14 protein-coding genes are annotated in these 17,186 nt (G+C 63.9%); 12 read left to right on the top strand and 2 right to left on the bottom strand.

Annotated features, from left to right (window positions below; all coding sequences use genetic code 11):
• The first annotated feature begins 187 nt into the window (after positions 1–187).
• From ACLJEU_RS13010 to ACLJEU_RS12990, 5 genes are read left to right on the top strand one after another with little or no spacing between them, the layout of a single operon-like run.
• Complete coding sequence (locus tag ACLJEU_RS13010; RefSeq protein WP_414665018.1) at positions 188–1,096, top strand: response regulator; 909 nt, start codon at positions 188–190, stop codon at positions 1,094–1,096.
• A gap of 55 nt (positions 1,097–1,151) precedes the next feature.
• Complete coding sequence (locus ACLJEU_RS13005) at positions 1,152–3,068, top strand: PAS domain-containing sensor histidine kinase (RefSeq protein ID WP_414665017.1); 1,917 nt, start codon at positions 1,152–1,154, stop codon at positions 3,066–3,068.
• Positions 3,065–3,517 carry a response regulator gene (locus ACLJEU_RS13000; RefSeq protein ID WP_414665016.1) on the top strand — a complete coding sequence of 151 codons (453 nt, stop codon included), beginning with the start codon at positions 3,065–3,067 and terminating at the stop codon, positions 3,515–3,517. Before ACLJEU_RS13005 ends, ACLJEU_RS13000 begins: the two co-directional genes overlap by 4 nt.
• On the top strand, positions 3,517–6,327 hold the full coding sequence (locus ACLJEU_RS12995; protein ID WP_414665015.1) for a response regulator: 2,811 nt from the start codon (positions 3,517–3,519) through the stop codon (positions 6,325–6,327). Before ACLJEU_RS13000 ends, ACLJEU_RS12995 begins: the two co-directional genes overlap by 1 nt.
• A gap of 2 nt (positions 6,328–6,329) precedes the next feature.
• The gene (locus ACLJEU_RS12990) at positions 6,330–6,701 is read left to right on the top strand and encodes a response regulator (protein ID WP_414665014.1); all 372 of its coding nucleotides are present in this window, start codon (positions 6,330–6,332) and stop codon (positions 6,699–6,701) included.
• Positions 6,702–6,807: 106 nt separating this feature from the next.
• Here ACLJEU_RS12990 and leuB read toward each other — a convergent pair whose 3' ends face one another.
• Positions 6,808–7,917: a 3-isopropylmalate dehydrogenase gene (leuB, locus tag ACLJEU_RS12985; RefSeq protein WP_414665013.1), complete on the bottom strand. Its 1,110-nt coding sequence runs from the start codon at positions 7,915–7,917 to the stop codon at positions 6,808–6,810.
• Between the two features lie 134 nt (positions 7,918–8,051).
• Here leuB and ACLJEU_RS12980 point away from each other — a divergent pair, with 134 nt between their 5' ends.
• The 3 genes from ACLJEU_RS12980 (at position 8,052) to ACLJEU_RS12970 (ending at position 11,693) form a co-directional block, all read left to right on the top strand.
• A complete protein-coding gene (locus ACLJEU_RS12980; protein ID WP_414665012.1) occupies positions 8,052–8,687 on the top strand; it encodes an MBL fold metallo-hydrolase in 636 nt (211 codons plus the stop codon).
• Positions 8,674–9,834 carry a bifunctional diaminohydroxyphosphoribosylaminopyrimidine deaminase/5-amino-6-(5-phosphoribosylamino)uracil reductase RibD gene (gene ribD / locus ACLJEU_RS12975; protein WP_414665011.1) on the top strand — a complete coding sequence of 387 codons (1,161 nt, stop codon included), beginning with the start codon at positions 8,674–8,676 and terminating at the stop codon, positions 9,832–9,834. The genes ACLJEU_RS12980 and ribD overlap by 14 nt, the downstream gene beginning before the upstream one ends.
• Before the next feature lie 89 nt (positions 9,835–9,923).
• Positions 9,924–11,693 (top strand): SMP-30/gluconolactonase/LRE family protein, encoded by a 1,770-nt coding sequence (locus ACLJEU_RS12970; RefSeq protein ID WP_414665010.1) that lies wholly within the window; start codon positions 9,924–9,926, stop codon positions 11,691–11,693.
• A 439-nt stretch (positions 11,694–12,132) separates the two neighbouring features.
• On the opposite strand, the gene galE is transcribed toward ACLJEU_RS12970, so the two are convergent.
• Positions 12,133–13,125: a UDP-glucose 4-epimerase GalE gene (gene galE / locus ACLJEU_RS12965; protein ID WP_414665009.1), complete on the bottom strand. Its 993-nt coding sequence runs from the start codon at positions 13,123–13,125 to the stop codon at positions 12,133–12,135.
• Between the two features lie 60 nt (positions 13,126–13,185).
• On the opposite strand from galE, the gene ACLJEU_RS12960 reads away from it, so the two are divergent.
• From ACLJEU_RS12960 to ACLJEU_RS12945, 4 genes are all read left to right on the top strand, one after another.
• Positions 13,186–14,433, top strand: a complete 1,248-nt coding sequence (locus ACLJEU_RS12960) for a beta-ketoacyl-[acyl-carrier-protein] synthase family protein (protein WP_414665008.1) — start codon at positions 13,186–13,188, stop codon at positions 14,431–14,433.
• Positions 14,434–14,450: 17 nt separating this feature from the next.
• The gene (locus ACLJEU_RS12955) at positions 14,451–14,714 is read left to right on the top strand and encodes an acyl carrier protein (RefSeq protein ID WP_414665007.1); all 264 of its coding nucleotides are present in this window, start codon (positions 14,451–14,453) and stop codon (positions 14,712–14,714) included.
• Between the two features lie 135 nt (positions 14,715–14,849).
• Entirely contained in the window at positions 14,850–16,292 is a 1,443-nt protein-coding gene (locus ACLJEU_RS12950; protein ID WP_414665006.1) for a phytoene desaturase family protein, read from the top strand.
• Positions 16,293–16,359: 67 nt separating this feature from the next.
• Positions 16,360–17,181: a sugar phosphate isomerase/epimerase family protein gene (locus ACLJEU_RS12945; protein ID WP_414665005.1), complete on the top strand. Its 822-nt coding sequence runs from the start codon at positions 16,360–16,362 to the stop codon at positions 17,179–17,181.
• Positions 17,182–17,186: the final 5 nt, after the last annotated feature.

Below are 17,186 nucleotides of genomic sequence, written 5' to 3'. Positions count from 1 at the left end.
GCAATCGCTCCTTGCTTTTGGACTGCTGGATCGATCGTGGCTACGAACGCCAGCGAGTGGCCACGGCTAAAGTCCAAAGGCAAAGAGCGATTGGTATTACGAAGAGCACGCGACCATCCTGAGCTGCTGTCCAGCCACCTCGGTGAGGGGGAACCGCATTCATCTGCTTGCGATTTTCGGCGGGAATTTGACGGATACTCCCGCCGGATGGCTGGTTTCTCCTCGTAGGAGGCCTCGCGGCGCGGTTGAAAAGGCGTCGAGAAAAAATTTCTTATTGGGGGTCCAACCTTTTCTCCGGGAATTTGTCTCTCATAGTCTGTTGCTAACCCTGTTACAATCCCTCGACGTGGCAAACCGGCAAATCCGCTCCAACGAAGCAAACGACATCGAAGCCCTGCAGACAAATCTGGGGGCGACGATTCGACATTGGCGCAAGAAGCTGGGCATCACGCAGGAGGAGCTGGCCTGGCGTTCGGATCTGCATCGCACCTACATTGCCGACATCGAGCGCGGCGGGCGGAACATCACGCTGCGCAGCATCGCGCACCTGGCCGCCGCCCTGCAGGTGACGGTGCAGAGCCTCGTTTCCCAAGCCGAGGAACCGGTGAGCGGGGAATGCAAACCCTTCCGGCCCGGAGCGGCCCGGTCGATGGGCGAAGTGCTGCTCGTTGAGGACAATCCGGCCGATGTCGATCTGACGCTGCGGGCCTTCAAGCGCGCCAAGTTTGCCAATCCCATCCGGGTGGTGCGCGACGGCGAGGAGGCGCTCGCGACGCTTTTTGGCGACGGGGTGGACACGAAGGCCAAGGCGCCACCGCTGCCGCAACTCGTGCTGCTCGACCTCAATCTGCCGAAGGTATCCGGATTGGACGTACTGCGCCGGATCAAGGAGCATCCGCTGACCCGGGACATCCCCGTCGTCGTGCTGACCATCTCCCAGCACGATCGAAACATCGTCGAATGCGGCCGGCTCGGCGCCGAGAACTACATTGTGAAGCCGGTGAGCTTCGACAGCTTTTGCCGCGTCGCTTCAAAATTCAGCATGCGGTGGGCGCTGCTCACTCCGGGCGCGATCTGCCCACCGGCGTCACTTTGAGGCCGCTGGTGCCGCCGGGGGCGGTGTCCGCGGGGGGAGTTCGCCGGAATTAGCCATGCCCTCTGAGCAACAACTGAGAGACACCCGCAGGGAGCTCGGCGATCTCAAGGCCGCGCTCGATGAACACGCCATCGTCGCCATCACGGACCAGGCGGGTCGGATCACGTACGTAAATGACAAGTTTTGCGCGATTTCCGGATATTCGCGCGACGAGCTGATCGGTCAGGATCACCGGCTCATCAATTCCGGTCATCACCCGAAGGAGTTTATCCGCGGGCTGTGGACGACCATTTCCAGCGGGCGAGTCTGGCACGGTGAAATCAAGAACCGGGCCAAGGACGGCAGCGCCTATTGGGTCGACACCACGATCGTCCCGTTCCTCGACGAGCAGGGCAAGCCGCGGCAGTACGTGGCCATTCGCGCAGATATCACGGAGCGAAAACGCGCCACGGAATCACTCCGGGAGAGCGAGGAGCGGATGCGACTCGCGACCGAGGCCACGGGCGTGGGGATTTGGGAGTGGAACATCAAGGCCAGCCTGATCCGCTGGGACGCCCAGATGTTTCGCATCTACGGCGTCGCGCCGACGCCCGACGGCCTCGTGCCCTATGAAGCATGGAGCCACTGCGTGGTACCCGAGGACCTGCCGAGCCAGGAGGCGGTCCTGCAGGATACCATCGTGCGGCGCGGCCGGAGTTCCCGGGAATTCAAAATTCGGCGCGCAGACACGCAGGCCCTCCGACATGTCCAGGCCGTGGAGACGGTCCGTCTCAACGGCGAGGGCGAGGTGGAATGGATGGTGGGCACCAATCTGGACATCACTGCGCGCAAGGAGTCGGAGGCGGCGCTGCGCGAGAGCGAGACGCGCTTCCGGACGATGGCGGATTCGATTCCACAACTCGCTTGGACGGCACACCCCGATGGTCACATCGACTGGTACAATCGGCGCTGGTTTGAATACTCCGGGACGAACCTGCAGCAAATGGAAGGGTGGGGCTGGCAGACGCTGCACGATCCCGCGGTCCTCCCGCTGGTCGTCGCGAAGTGGAACGAATCACTCGCCACCGGCACACCGCTGGACATGGAGTTTCCCCTGCGCGGCGCGGACGGGACCTTCCGCCGGTTTCTCACCCGCGTGGAACCCCTGAAGGACGCGGACGGCAGGGTGAGGCTGTGGTTCGGGACCAACACCGACGTCGAACTGCTCAAGCAGGCCGAAGAAAAAATGCTGGGCCTCAACGCCGAATTGGAGCAGCGGGTGGCCGAGCGCACGGCGCAGCTGGAGGCGGCCAACCGGGAATTGGAGGCGTTCTCCTATTCCGTCTCGCATGACCTGCGCGCTCCGCTCCGCGCCATCGACGGATTCTCGCAGGCGGTGATCGAAGATTATGGCGGGCAGCTGCCGCCGGAGGGCCGCAGTGATCTGCAGACCATCCGTCAGGCGGCGCAGCGCATGGGCGCGCTCATCGACGATCTGCTGACACTGGCCCGGTTGAATCGCACGGGGCTGAACAAGGCGTCGATCGACATGGGAGAGCTCGTGCGCGTGACCCTCGATGATCTGGGCCGGTTGTGGCGCGACCGGCCGGTGGAGCTCAACGTCCACGACCTGCCAAAAGCCTCCGGGGATGCGGTGTTGTTGAAACAGGTCTGGATGAACCTCGTGGACAACGCGCTGAAGTACACGCGCAAGCGCGAGAAGGCCGTGATCGAAATTGGCACCATCTCGACCAACGGCGCCGTCACCTATTTCGTGCGCGACAATGGCACGGGCTTCAACATGCGCTATGCCGACAAACTGTTCGGCGTCTTTCAGCGCCTGCACCGGGCGGAGGACTACGAGGGGACGGGCGTCGGCCTCGCCATCGTGCAACGCATCGTGCACCGCCACGGTGGTCGCGTGTGGGCGGACGCCGCGGTGGATCGCGGTGCGACGTTCTTCTTCACCCTCGAACCTGACGGCCGCCCATGACCACGCTGGGCGAGATTGAACTGCTGCTGGTCGAGGACGATCCGGAGGACCTTGAACTCACGCTGCGATCCCTGCGGAAGGCCCACCTCGCGAATCGCATCCACGTCGCGCGCGATGGCGAGGAGGCGCTCGATTTCATTTTCTGCACCGGTCCGCATGCGACCCGCCGGTTTGGCAACGGTCCAAACGTCATCCTGCTCGACCTGAAGCTCCCGAAAATCGACGGGCTGGAGGTGCTTCGCCGGGTCAAATCCGATCCACGCACCAAAGTCATTCCGGTGGTCGTGCTGACCTCCTCGAAGGAGCAGCGCGATGTCATCGAAAGCTATCAGCTCGGTGTGAACAGTTACATCGTCAAGCCCGTCAACTTCGAGGGCTTCTCGAACGCGGTGCGCGATCTCGGGCTCTACTGGCTGCTCCTGAATCAACCGCCCCGGGTGAATCTTTGATGTCAGCGACGCCGCGCGCCCTCAAGGTTCTGATCGTCGAGGACAATGCCCTCGATGCCGACCTGATCGTGCGCGAACTGCGCCGCGCAGGCTTCGAGCCCGAGTGTCAGCGCGTGGAGACCGAGGCGGAGTTTCTCGCGCATCTCCATCCGGGACTCGACGTCATCCTTTCCGATCACAATTTGCCGGAGTTCACCGGCGTGCGCGCCATGGAGCTGTGGAAGGCGCTGCATCCCGACATTCCGTTTATCCTCGTGTCGGGCGCGATCGGAGAGGAAACGGCCGTCGCGGCAATGAAGCTGGGCGCGACGGACTACCTGTTGAAGGATCGTCTCGCGCGTCTCGGGCCGGCGCTCGAGCAGGCGCTCGCCCAGAGTCGTCTGAAAGTCGAACGCAGGCAGGCGGTGCTCGCACTGGAGGCGAGCGAGGCGCGTTACCACGGGCTCCTCGATAACATGCTCGAGGGCTGCCAGATCATCGGCTTCGACTGGCGCTATCTCTACATCAACGAGACGGCGGCCCGTCACGGTCAGCGGTCGCACAGTGAACTGATGGGCCAATCCCTGCTCGAATGTTACCCGGCCTTCGCAAAATCGGAGGCATTTGCCGCCATCCAGGAGTGCATGACCGAGCGCAAGGGAATGCGCATCGAAAACGAATTCGTTCAAGCCGACGGGAAAATGTCATGCTTCGAACTGAGCGTTCAGCCGGTGCCCGAGGGCATCTTCATCCTGTCGCTCGATGTGACCGAACGAAAGCAGGCGGCGCAACACCTGCGCGACAGCGAGGAGCGTTTCCGCCAGCTGGCCGAGAACATCAACGAAGTGTTCTGGATGACGGAGCCGAGCAAACAGCAGATCCTCTACGTGAGCCCGGCCTATGCAGCAATTTGGGGGCGTTCCTGCGAGAGTCTCTACGAGCAACCGCTCAACTGGATTGAAGCGATTCATCCGGACGATCGGCAACGGGTGCTCGCCGCGGCAAAATCGAAGCAGGTGACGGGCGACTACGATGAAGTCTACCGGATCGTCCGGCCCGATGGCACGCATCGCTGGATTCACGACCGCGCGTTTCCGGTGCGCAACGATCAGGGCGAGGTCTATCGCACGGTCGGCACGGCGGAAGACGTCACGGATCAGAAGCGGGCCGAATTGCGCACCGCGGTGGAGCACGATGTCACTGCGGTGCTCGCGGACGGCGCTCCGTTCCTCGATACCGTGCGACGCATCCTTAGGATCATCTGCGAGCAGCTCGGTTGGGAACTGGGCGATCTCTGGACGATGGATCGCGCGACGAAGTCGCTGCGCTGCGTCGAGGTTTGGCATCGGCCTGGCGTCGAGATCCGGGCGTTTGCCCAAGCCAGCCGCCTGTTGGTCTTCGCTCCCGGAGAGGGCCTGCCCGGCCAGGTCTGGAGCAGCAAGGCGCCGCAATGGGTCGAGGATGTCACCGCCGGACAGCCGGCAGAACCACGCCCACCCACGAGCTACCTCGGGCTCCGGAGCGCGCTCGCGTTTCCCATCAAGCTGCGGAACGAAGTGTACGGCGTGATGGAGTTCTTCAGCACGGAACCCCGTCCGCCCGACGCGGAGATGACGTCGATGTTCGCCGCCCTGGGCACGCAAATCGGCCAGTTCATCGAACGCCAGCAGCTCGAGGATCAGTTTCGCCAAACCCAGAAGATGGAGGCGATCGGCACGCTCGCCGGCCGCATCGCCCATGATTTCAACAACGTGCTGGCCGCGATCACCGGCTACGCCGAGCTCGCGAAGATGGAGTCGAAGGGGAACCCGGAGGTGCTCGAATACCTGCAGGCGGTGCTCGAGGGCAGCCGCCGCGGCGCCGATCTGGTCCGGCAAATCCTCGCTTTCAGCCGCCAGCAGGAGCAGACGCGCACGCCCGTCCGGATCGGCTCGATCCTCGACGAGGCGCTCAAGCTGCTGCGCGCGACGATTCCGTCGACCATTCAGTTCGACGTGGTGATGGCGCGGAACGTCCCGTGCGTTCTGGCCGACCCCTCGCAGATTCACCAAATCGCGGTCAACCTGGTGACCAACGCCGCGCACGCGATGCGCGGACGTCCCGGCCGGTTGGGCGTGATGCTGGAAACCATCGAGGTCGACCCGGTGCTCGCGACACTGCACCCCGGACTGCGGCCGGCCACGTACGTGCGCCTGGCAATCAGCGACACCGGACACGGCATGGACGAGGGGACGCTCAGCCGGATCTTCGAACCGTTCTTCACCACCAAGTCGCCGGGAGAGGGCACCGGGCTCGGGCTCGCCGTGGTGCACGGCATCATGCAGAATCTCGGCGGCGTCATCACGGTGTACAGCCGTCCGGGCGAGGGTGCGCGTTTTCACCTCTATTTTCCCGCCCACGCCCCGGAGGGATTGGAGCGCCCGACCGAAGCGGCGGAAGTCGCGCGCGGACGCGGTGAACGCATCCTGGTCGTCGACGATGAGACCGCGCTGGCTCGCATGGCGAAGAAGATACTCGAGGTCCTCGGCTACAACGCCGATGCCATGACCCTGCCGGCCGAGGCGCTGGCGGCCGTACGCGCCAGCCCGCTGACGTACGATCTCGTCATCACGGATCTCACCATGCCGGGCATGACGGGACTCGAGCTCGCCGCGGAGCTGCTGAAAGTGCGGCCGGGACTGCCAATCATGCTCACCACCGGCTACAGTGCGACACTCACGGCCGACCGGGTGCGGGCATTGGGCATGCGGGACATGCTCTTGAAACCGCTCGCCGTTCAACAACTCAGCGAAGCGCTGCAACGCGTGTTTGCGAAACCCGTCTCCGGCTAATCATGGCGCGAATCCTCCTGGTCGATGATGACGAACTGCTCCGCAACGTGCTCGCGCTGACGTTGCAGAAAATGGGTCACGTCGTAGTCGAGGCGCGCAACGGGCGCGATGCGCTCGAACTCTGCGCGGAGGGCCTGCCGGATCTGCTGTTCACCGATCTCATCATGCCCGAGCAGGAAGGCCTGGAAACGATAGCAACCATTCGCCAGCTCCACCCTGCGGTGAAGATCATCGCCATGTCCGGCGGCGGGCGCGGCGACGCCACCGACTATTTGAAAAGCGCCCGTCTGCTCGGCGCGGACCGCACCCTGCACAAACCGTTCACGCAGGAAGCCATGGCACGGGCCATCGCCGAGGTCGGGGCCACGGCTTGACCGCGCGCACTCAGGAGACCCGCGGAGACGGGCGCGCACGAGCGTAGGGCCTGCGCCGCGGGTCCACACCACGTGCGCCACGGATGAACCGTGACTGCGCGTTCGATCAGACGGCGCCGAGCGCGGCGATCACGGCATCGGCCATTGCCTTCGTGCCCACGGAATTTCCGCCAAAGGCAATGTCCGCCGTGCGCGTGCCGGAGGTGACCGCCTTCTTGACGGCGGCTTCCAGGCGGGTGGCGACGGCATCGAGGCCGAAGCTGAACCGGAACATGAGCGCGCCGGAGAGAATCTGCGCGCACGGATTCGCGATGCCCTTGCCCGCGATGTCGGGGGCGGTGCCGCCCGCCGGTTCATAGAGACCGAACGGCAGGCCCAGCGAGTTCTTGCCGGCACCCAGCGAGGCAGAGGACAACATGCCGAGCGATCCGCAGATCACGGCCATCTCGTCGGAGAGGATGTCGCCGAACATGTTTTCGGTCACGAACACGTCGAACTGGTTCGGATTGCGCGCGAGCTGCATCGCGGCGTTGTCGACGTACATGTGGCTGAGCTCGAGTTCCGGCGCGTGCTTCGCGACGTATTCCGTGACGGTCTTCCGCCACAGCACGGAGGTCTCGAGCACGTTGGCCTTGTCGATCGAGCAGAGCTTCTTCTTGCGCGCGCGGGCGGCGGTGATCGCCGTCGCGGTGATGCGCTCGATCTCGCTCTTGCGGTACACCATCGTATCGACGGCTTGGATATCGCCGTCGGGGAGCGTCGTCGTCTGCTTCGGCTGGCCGAAATAAACGCCGCCGGTCAGCTCGCGGATGCACACGATGTCGATGCCGTCGGGAATCCGCTCGGTCTTGAGCGGGGAGGCGTCCGTCAATTCCCGGTAAAGCAGACCGGGGCGGATGTTTGCAAAAAGTGTGAAATGCTTCCGCAGCGGCAGCAGCGCAGCGCGTTCCGGCTGCTCCTTCGGCGGCAGTTTCTCCCACTTCGGACCGCCCACGGATCCGAACAGAATCGCGTCGGATTGCTCGCACACTTTCACAGTCGAGTCCGGCAGCGCCTTGCCGTGGTTGTCGATGCCGGCGCCGCCGACGTCAGCCTTTGTGTAGGAGAGAGTAAGGTTCTCCTGCCGGGCCACGTGCTCGAGCACGCGGAGAGCCTCGGTCATGACCTCGGGCCCAATGTAATCTCCAGCAAGGACGGCGAACTTGAGTGTCGGCATAGTCGAAGGGAAAGAGTGGGTGGGCCGACGCGCGAGTGGCAAGCCGCCTTTGCGCGCGGAGCAGGAACTTGGGCGGAATCTCCCGCTTCGTGATAACTGTTGCGCGTTTTCCGAAAGCCTTTGGTGTGAAGGACGTGAACCTCCACGTTCTGCCCGCCGGGCCGATCCAGACCAACGCCTATCTGCTGACCGAGCCCACGCGCGGCGAAGCCGTGTTGATCGACGCACCGGGTGCCATCTGGTCGCAGGTGAAACCCATCCTCGAACGCGAGCAGTGCCGGCTGGTCGAACTCTGGCTGACGCACGGTCACTGGGATCACACTCAAGGCGGTGCCGATCTCGTGCAGGCCACGGGGGCCAAGGTGCGGGCCCACCGCGACGATCAGGTGCTGATTGAAACGCCCGACGTGATGGAGCGTTTCATGGGCGAGAAGATGAATCTCAAGCCGATCCACGTCGATGCGTGGGTCCAGCAGGGCGATCGAATCGAGGCGCTCGGGGTGTCGGTCGAAGTCCGACATGTCCCCGGCCATTGTCCGGGCAACGTCCTGTTCTATTTTCCCACGCGGAAGTCGGCCTTTGTCGGTGACGCGCTGTTCAACGGCAGCATCGGCCGCACGGATTTGCCCGGCGGAAATTTCGCGCAACTCGAGCGCGCCATCCGCGAACAGATCTACACGTTGCCGCCGGACACGCTGGTGTTCCCCGGCCACGGTTCGAAGACCAGCGTCGCCCAGGAACGCGCCCACAATCCCTATGTCAGCGGTTGACCACGAGGTGTTCATGCGCCGCGCGCTGGTTGTGGCGCGCAGTGTTTGGGGTTCGACGCACCCGAACCCGATGGTCGGGGCTCTGATCGTCGAGGACGGTCACATCGTCGCGGAAGGCGCGACCGCCCCCGACGGCGGACCGCATGCGGAGCGGCTGGCGTTGCTCGCCCGGGGCAAGGCCCCGCGCCCCGGCGCAACGCTGTATGTGACGCTCGAGCCCTGCTGCACCCACGGCCGGACCGGCGCCTGCACCGAGGCGATCATCAACTCCGGCATCCGCCGCGTGGTCGTCGGCGCGACGGATCCCAACCCGCATCACTCCGGCAAGGGTTTCGAAATTCTGCGCCAGGCCGGCGTGGAAGTGATCACGGGCGTGCTCGCGCGCGAATGCACCGATCTCAACCTCGTCTTCAATCATTGGATCACGCACGGCGACCCGATGCTCGCGGCCAAGGTGGCCTCGACCCTCGACGGCAAGATCGCGTGCCGCACCGGCGAGTCGAAGTGGATCACCAACGAGAAATCGCGCGCCGACGTGCACCGGTGGCGGCGGCTTTTTCCCGGCATCGCGGTCGGCGCGATGACCATCCTGAAGGACAACCCGCGGCTCACCGCGCGGCGCGAGGGCGAGCCGGAGTGGTGCCCGTGGCGTTTCGTTTTCGACGGCCTCCTGCGCACGGTGGTGGACAAGAATCTGCCGGCCGTTTTCACCGACGACTTCCGCGATCGCACCATCGTGGTGACAACTCCGCACGGCGGCCTCGGCTATGTCCGTAAGCTGCGTGAAATGGGAATCAAGGTGTGGACCTTCGACTCGCCGACGCAGCGCGTGCCGTTTGCCGACTTCCGGAAAAAATGCGCCGAGGAACGCATCGCGGGCGTGCTCGTCGAGGGCGGCGCCCAGCTCATCAGCGAGATGCTGCGCGCGCGGCACCTCGATTACCTGCTCGCCTACCACGCGCCGATCCTTTTTGCGGACGACAAGGCCAAGACGATCTTCGGCGGCATGCGCCCCGAGAAGGTCGACCAGGCCGTGCGCCTTGCCGACGTTCGCCACGAGACCTTTGACGGCGATGTGCTGATGCACGGTCGCATCGTGTATCCGGACAAGCTGCTGGTGGACGAGACCGTATTTGGAATTCGGTGACCACGTCGGCGGGCGCGCGGCGTGGTCCGGAATATCCGTTGCGAAGGGCGGGCCGTCGTCGTCATCGTTGCGCCGGAATTTCTTTCCCCATGATTTCCGTCCCCCGCTTGATTCTGTGCCTGCTGTTTGCGAGCGCCACCGGCGCTGCGCTTCGCGCCGCTGCTGACGAGTATCCGGTGCACCCAGATGCGGTGGTGCAGCCCGGGGTGCCGAAAGGCGAGTTGATCAAGTTCGAGTTCTCGGGCTCGAAGCTTTTTCCCGGGACGTCCCGCGACGTCACGGTGTACGTGCCGAAACAATACGACGCCTCCAAGCCCGCCTGCGTCTATGTGAACCAGGACGGTGTGCAATGGAACGCACCGGTCGTGTTCGACAACCTGATTGCGCGCGGCGAACTGCCCGTGCTCATCGGCGTGTTCGTGCGCCCCGGCGTCGTGAAGGCCGCCAGCGGCGCGACGGCGCTCGATCGCTTCAATCGGAGTTTTGAATACGACGGCCTCGGCGACACGTACGCGCGCTTTCTCCTCGAGGAACTGCTGCCCGCAGTGGAAACGAAGACCACGACCGACGGCCGCGCGATCCGGTTGTCGAAATCCGGCAACGATCGCGCCATCGGTGGTTCCAGCAGCGGCGCGATCGCCGCGTTCACGGCGGCGTGGGAACGGCCGGACGCGTTTTCCCGTGTATTCAGCGTCGTCGGCACCTACGTGGGCCTGCGCGGCGGCGAACGCTACTCGACGCTCATCCGCAAATATGAGCCGAAGCCGATCCGGATTTTTCTCCAGGACGGGGCGAACGACAACAACAGCAACGGCGGCGACTGGTGGATTGCGAACCAGGGCCTGCAGCGCGCGCTGGCGTTCGCCGGTTACGACGTGAGGCACGTGTGGGGCGAGGGCGGCCACAACGGCAAGCACGGCACGGCCGTGTTTCCGGACGCGATTCGGTGGCTCTGGCAGGGCTGGCCGCAGCCGGTGACCGCCGCCGCGCCGACGAAGAACACCGTGCTCGCAGCGGTGCTCATTCCGGGCGAGGACTGGCAGTTGGTCGCGGACGGTTATCGGCTGACCGAAGGCGCGGCGCCGAATGCCAAGGGCGAAGTCTTCTTCACCGACATTCCCAATTCCAAGGCCTACAAAATCGCCCTCGACGGCAGCGTGAGCCTCGCGCGCGACAACACCCAGCGCGCCAACGGCCAGGCCTTCGGGCCCGACGGCCGGCTCTATGTCGTCGCGGCCGGCGCGCAGCAGGTCGTCGCGATCGATGCCGCGGGCCAGTCCGCGGTGATCGCCGAGGGCATTGCGGGCAACGACGTGGTCGTGGCACACAACGGGAACGCGTACGTCACGCATCCGCCGGGCGGTGCCAGTAATGAAGCGAGCAAAGTGTGGCTCATCCGCCCCGATGGCAGCAAGGCGATCGTGGATACGGGGCTTCGGTTTGCGAACGGCGTGACGCTCTCACCCGACCAAACGCTGCTGTACGTCGCGGACTACCGTTCGCACTGGGTCTACAGTTTCGTCATCCAGGCCGACGGCACGCTCGCGAACAAGCAGCGCTACTTCTGGCTGCACGAGCCTGACACGCTGGACCAGAGTTCAGCCGATGGACTCAAGGTGGATCGCGACGGCCGGGTCTACGTCGCGACGGCGCTCGGGGTGCAGATCTGCGATCAAGCCGGCCGCGTGAATGCGATCATTCCCACGCCCAATGGACGCATCACCAATCTGTGTTTCGGGGGCGAAAACAGCGATATCCTCTACGCGACCTGCGTCGACAAGGTGTACAAGCGGAGACTCAAGGCGATCGGCGCGCACGCCTGGGCCGCACCGCTCAAGCCGGCGGCGCCCCGACTCTAGTCGCGGCTGGCGCCCGCACGAAATGCCGGGCGAGGAGAGGGGGGCCGGACTTTCGTGAGGAGTGTTCAGACTCCAGAACCCCTTCCGGATCCGACCTCACGGCTTCATAAAGTCCGGCCCCCCGCCGTGAACGTGGGATGAATTCGCCGGGAATACAGGCGTCGAGACTACCGGAATTCCGGTAGACAGGAGGGGTTGACGGGCGGTGGCTTTTCACGAGGCGAGGGCAGGCCAGGCAGTGGGGCAGGGTGTCGTGCCGCAATCCGTCTGAGGCGAACGAGGGCGTTCGCGGTCCCAAGGTCGAAATCTCCCAGCGGGTGGCTCGTCGAACCAGGGCGGCCTCGGGAGCGCAGGCTTCCGGCCTGCATCCATACGAAGGAGAGCAGAACTTCCGTCTCCCGAATTTAACCTGCCGCTGGTCGGCCCGAGTTCGGCGGCTCTAGCGATCGCCGTATCCGCTCGGATGCGACTGATGCCACTTCCAGGCAGTCGCGACGATCGCGTCGATGTCCGGAAACTTTACCTGCCAGCCGAGATCGCGCTGCGCCTTGCTCGAATCGGCAAACAGCGCGGGCGGATCGCCGGGGCGTCGCGGGCTTTCGATGACCTTGACGGGTTTTCCGACGGCTTTTTCCACCGCGCGAATGACGGCCCGGTTCGACGTCGGCTTCCCGGTGCCGAGGTTGTAGAAGAGTTGGGCTCCGGGAGTGGCCAGCCGATCGAAAACCGCGATGTGCGCGCGGCTGAGATCGTCGACGTGCACATAATCGCGCAGGCACGTGCCATCCGGCGTCGGGTAGTCGGTGCCGAACAACTCGAGGTGAGGGCGTTTGCCGATCGCGACGTCGATGGCAACGGGGATGAGGTGCGTCTCGGGGTGGTGATCTTCGCCGATGACGGCATCCTCGGAAGCGCCCGCGGCGTTGAAGTAGCGGAATGCCGCAAAGCTCAGTCCCTTCGCATGAGCGAGCGCCTTGAGCGCGTGCTCGATATCGAGTTTCGTCTGCCCGTACGGATTGATGGGGGCCTGCGACAATTCCTCGTGTATGGGCAGCGACGCCGGCACGCCGAACGTTGCGCACGTGGAGGAGAATACGAATTTCTTCACCCCGGCATCGAGCATCGCCTGCAACAGATGCAGCGTGGCCACGACGTTGTTGAAGTAGTACTTCAGCGGTTCCGTGACCGACTCGCCCACGTAGCAGAAGGCGGCGAAATGCATGATGACCTCGATTTTTTCCGCGCGCAGCACGCGGCCCACGAAGGCTTCGTCACCCAGATTGCCCTGATGAAAGGCGACGCCCGGTGCCAACGCCCCGCGGTGGCCGTAGACCAGATTGTCGAGCACGACCGGTCGGTGACCGGCGGCCACGAGCTGGCGAACGCAATGACTCCCAATGTAACCGGCGCCTCCGACAACAAGAACATTCATGCGTGAGAGCCTTGTATTGCTTTCGAGCCGGTGATGGCTAGCGATTTCCAATTCACCTGCATGAAGTTCTCACCGCAGTCGCGCATCGTCATCACCGGAGTGGGCCTCACCGCCCCGAACGGCAACTCGCTCACCGAGTTCCGCAAGAACCTGCTGGGTGGCGTCGCTGGCATCGAGCGGATCGAAGTGCGCTACATGGGGCAGCAGTTGGCGGGTGTCTGCCACTTTGACCCGCTGAAGCATCAAAAGAAGAAGGACGTGCGCGTCGGCACCCGCGCCGGCAGCATTTCCGTTTACTGCGCGCGCGAAGCACTGGCGGATAGCCAGGTGGCCTTCGATGCGTTGCCCAAGGATCGCATCGGGATCTACATCGGCTGCACGGAGCACGGCAACGTCGAGACCGAGAACGAAATCTACAACATCTCGAAGTTTAACTACGACACGAAGTTTTGGTCCCATTATCACAACCCGCGGACCGTCGCCAACAACCCCGCGGGCGAAGCCTCGCTCAACCTCGGCGTCACCGGTCCCGCCTACACGATCGGCGCCGCGTGTGCCGCCGGCAACCTCGGCCTCATCCACGCCACGCAGATGCTGCGGCTCGGCGAGGTGGACTTCGCGATCTGCGGCGGCGTGAGCGAAAGCATCCATACGTTCGGCATTTTCGCCGGCTTCAAGTCGCAGAACGCCCTCGCCACGCACTCCGACCCGCACAAGGCGTCTCGCCCGTTCGACAAGGCGCGCAACGGCATCGTGATCGCGGAGGGCGGCTGCCTTTACACCTTGGAGCGGCTGGAGGATGCCCAGGCGCGCGGCGCGAAAATCTACGGAGAGATTGCCGGGTACCACGTTAACAGCGACGCCAGCGACTACGTGCTGCCGAATCCCCAGCGCCAGACCGAGTGCGTGCGCGCGGCGTTGAAACGCGGCGGACTCGAGCCGCGTGACATTCACATCGTCAATACGCACGCCACCGCGACGCCGCTCGGCGACATCCAGGAGTGCGAGGCGATCCGCGGCGTGTTCGGCGAAGGCTGTCCGGATACGTCCATCAACAACACGAAAAGCTTCATCGGTCACGCGATGGGCGCGGCCGGCGCGCTGGAGCTGGCCGGCAATCTGCCGTCGTTCGACGATCGCATCGTGCATCCGACCATCAACGTCGATGACCTCGACCCCTTGTGCGCGATTCCCGGGCTCGTGCTGAATCAGCCGCGCGCAGTTGCGAAAGTAGATACGATCCTGAATAATTCCTTCGGCATGCTGGGGATAAATTCCACATTGATTGTTCGACGCTTTGCCCCCTAATTCCGCCGCAACTGACTATGACCAAAGACGAATGCAAGAAGGTGGTGCTCGATATCATCGCGGACATCGCGCCGGATGAGGACCTGAGCAACGTCAAGCCCGACGTCCGCCTCCGCGACCAGCTCCAGCTGGATAGCATGGACTTTCTCGACATCGTGATGGAGCTCCGCAAGCGCCACGGCATCGAAGTGCCCGAGGCCGACTACATGCAGCTCGCCTCACTCGACAGCTGCGCGGAGTACCTGACCCCGAAGTTCATCGCCCTCGCCGCCAAAGGCTGAGCCGAAAGCTGGAAATATTTTTAAGCCGCGCAGTCGTGCGCGGCTTTTTTGTTGGAGCAGGAAACCACGAACCCATGTATCGCGGCGTCGAGCGCAGCCTTTTTCCTGGTTTCTTGGCTTCCTGCTTTTGAACCCATGAATTCCGCCACTCATTACGACGTCGCCATCATCGGTGCCGGGATGTCGGGGCTCGCCGCCGGGATCCGCCTCGCACACTTTGGCCGGAAGGTCTGCATCTTTGAACGCCACAACGTTGTCGGCGGCCTGAACAGTTTCTACAGCATCGCGGGCCGGAAATTCGACGTCGGGCTGCACGCCATGACGAATTTCGTCCGCCCCGGCGTGAAGGGCACGCCGTTGACCAAACTGCTCCGGCAACTGCGCATCGACCGCGACGAGTTCGCGTTGTGCGAGCAGAAACAGTCACGCGTTGCGTTTGGCCCGCGGGGGGAAACGTCCCTGCGGTTCACGAACGATTTCGCCGTGCTGGAGCAGGACATCGCCGCCCTGTTTCCCGCGCAGATCGACGGCTTTCGGCGGCTGGTGACGGCGGTGAAGGCGTTTGATGACGTTGGACTCGACGCGAAACCGGTGTCGGCTCGCGAGGTCGTGCGCCAGCACCTGAGCGATCCGCTGCTGGAGGACATGATCTTCTGTCCGCTGATGTACTACGGGAGTGCCACCGAACACGACATGGAGTTCGGCCAGTTCGTGATCATGTTCAAGGCGCTCTTCCTCGAAGGTTTCGCGCGCCCGCTCGAGGGCGTCCGCGTGATCCTGCGCGTGCTGCTCGACAAATACCGCGCCGCCGGCGGCGAACGGCGGATGAAATGCGGCGTGCAACGCATCGTGACGCACGGTGCCCGTGCGAGCGCGTTGATCCTTGACGATGGCACCACGATTACGGCCGATCAGGTCATTTCATCGATCGGCGCGCCTGAGACCGAGCGCCTGATCGCCGATTCGGTCCCGACGCCTCCGCCTTCGACCTCCGCGGCCCCGGGCCGCCTGTCGTTTGTCGAGACGATCACGGTCCTCAACCGCCAGCCGGCCGAATTCGGCTGGGGCGACGACACGATCGTGTTTTTCAACGACAGTGATCGTTTTCACTACGAGCGGCCGGACGATCGCGTCGATCCGCGCAGCGGCGTGATTTGCATCCCGAACAACTTCGACTTTGGCCCGGACCGGGCTTTGCCCGAAGGCATGGTGCGCGTGACTTGTCTCGCGAATTATGAGCGCTGGGCGGAATTGCCGGAAGAGACGTATCGCGCGGAAAAGGCGCGGTGGTTTGCGGCGGTGCAGACCAGCGCGCGGCGCTTCCTGCCGCCGACGCAGCCAGACGAGGTGCTCACGTCGGCGTGTCTCGCGACCGACATGTTCACGCCGCGCACGATCACGCGCTACACCGGCCACGTCGCGGGCGCGATTTATGGCGCGCCGGTGAAGCAGCGGCAGGGGCGCACCGCGTTGGAGAACGTCTACCTGTGCGGCACGGACCAGGGTTTTCTCGGCATCGTGGGCGCGATGCTCAGTGGCATTTCGATGGCGAACTATCACATCTTGCAAAAAGGCTGAGAGGGGCGCGGAATCACGTCGCCCTATGAAAACCTCGTTACGCTTTGCGGCGGTTTCCCTCTTAACGTTGGCAGCTGGATCGCTCTTTGCCGCGGACTTCCGCGAGCATCTTGGCCTGCAACTCTACAGCCTGCGGGCGCAGACGAAGGAGAGCACCACCGGAGCGCTCGACCTCGCGAAATCCTACGGCGTGAAGGAAGTTGAACTCGCCGGCACCGGCGATCTCACGGCGGAAAAGTTTCTCGTGGAGCTCAAGGCGCGCGGCCTCGTTCCGATCAGCATGCACGCCGGCCACCAGCAGCTGGACAAGGATCTGGCGGCGGTGATTCGCGACGCGAAGACGCTCGGCGTTAAGTTCGTGATCTGCCCTTATCCGAAGCTGGATAAGGACAAGGTCTTTTCCGAGGCGGTCGCGCGGCAGTTCGCCGCTGATTTCAACAAGTGGGGCGCTGCGCTGAAGCAGGAAGGCATTCGCTTCGGCTTTCACGCCCATGGACTTGAGTTCCGGCCGACTGCGGCGGGCAACGGCGAGACGGTCTTCGATATTCTCGCGCGCGAAACCAAGCCTGATCTCGTCTGCTTCCAGATGGACATCTACTGGGTGACCTATGCCGGCCAGGATCCGGTGAAACTCTTCGAGCGCTATCCCGGCCGCTGGGTTACCGTTCACATCAAGGACATGCTCAAGGGCCTCGCGACCGGCGTTCACACCGGCAATACGCCGCCGACGGCAAAAGTGACAGTTGGCCAGGGTCAGATTGATCATCCGCGGATTCTGAAGGCGGCACAGAAAGCCGGCGTGCAGCATTACTTCCTGGAAGACGAGACGCCCACGCCGCTGCAGTGCATTCCTGACAGCTTCAAATACCTGCGCTCGCTCAAGCTCTGACGCCC

This window comes from Terrisphaera buseokensis, assembly GCF_047521145.2.
In the GTDB taxonomy this organism is placed as follows: domain Bacteria; phylum Verrucomicrobiota; class Verrucomicrobiia; order Opitutales; family Opitutaceae; genus ER46.
The sequence above is the reverse complement of the archived record's forward strand: the minus strand, read 5'-3'. Positions and strand labels throughout refer to the sequence as shown.

Excerpts from the sequence above, each read along its gene's own strand:
- galE (WP_414665009.1), bottom strand. The coding sequence starts at position 13,125 with ATGAATGTTCTTGTTGTCGGAGGCGCCGGTTACATTGGGAGTCATTGC.
- ACLJEU_RS12990 (WP_414665014.1), top strand. The coding sequence starts at position 6,330 with ATGGCGCGAATCCTCCTGGTCGATGATGACGAACTGCTCCGCAACGTG.
- ribD (WP_414665011.1), top strand. The coding sequence starts at position 8,674 with ATGTCAGCGGTTGACCACGAGGTGTTCATGCGCCGCGCGCTGGTTGTG.
- leuB (WP_414665013.1), bottom strand. The coding sequence starts at position 7,917 with ATGCCGACACTCAAGTTCGCCGTCCTTGCTGGAGATTACATTGGGCCC.
- ACLJEU_RS12960 (WP_414665008.1), top strand. The coding sequence starts at position 13,186 with ATGAAGTTCTCACCGCAGTCGCGCATCGTCATCACCGGAGTGGGCCTC.
- ACLJEU_RS12950 (WP_414665006.1), top strand. The coding sequence starts at position 14,850 with ATGAATTCCGCCACTCATTACGACGTCGCCATCATCGGTGCCGGGATG.
- ACLJEU_RS12970 (WP_414665010.1), top strand. The coding sequence starts at position 9,924 with ATGATTTCCGTCCCCCGCTTGATTCTGTGCCTGCTGTTTGCGAGCGCC.
- ACLJEU_RS12955 (WP_414665007.1), top strand. The coding sequence starts at position 14,451 with ATGACCAAAGACGAATGCAAGAAGGTGGTGCTCGATATCATCGCGGAC.
- ACLJEU_RS13000 (WP_414665016.1), top strand. The coding sequence starts at position 3,065 with ATGACCACGCTGGGCGAGATTGAACTGCTGCTGGTCGAGGACGATCCG.
- ACLJEU_RS13005 (WP_414665017.1), top strand. The coding sequence starts at position 1,152 with ATGCCCTCTGAGCAACAACTGAGAGACACCCGCAGGGAGCTCGGCGAT.
- ACLJEU_RS12995 (WP_414665015.1), top strand. The coding sequence starts at position 3,517 with ATGTCAGCGACGCCGCGCGCCCTCAAGGTTCTGATCGTCGAGGACAAT.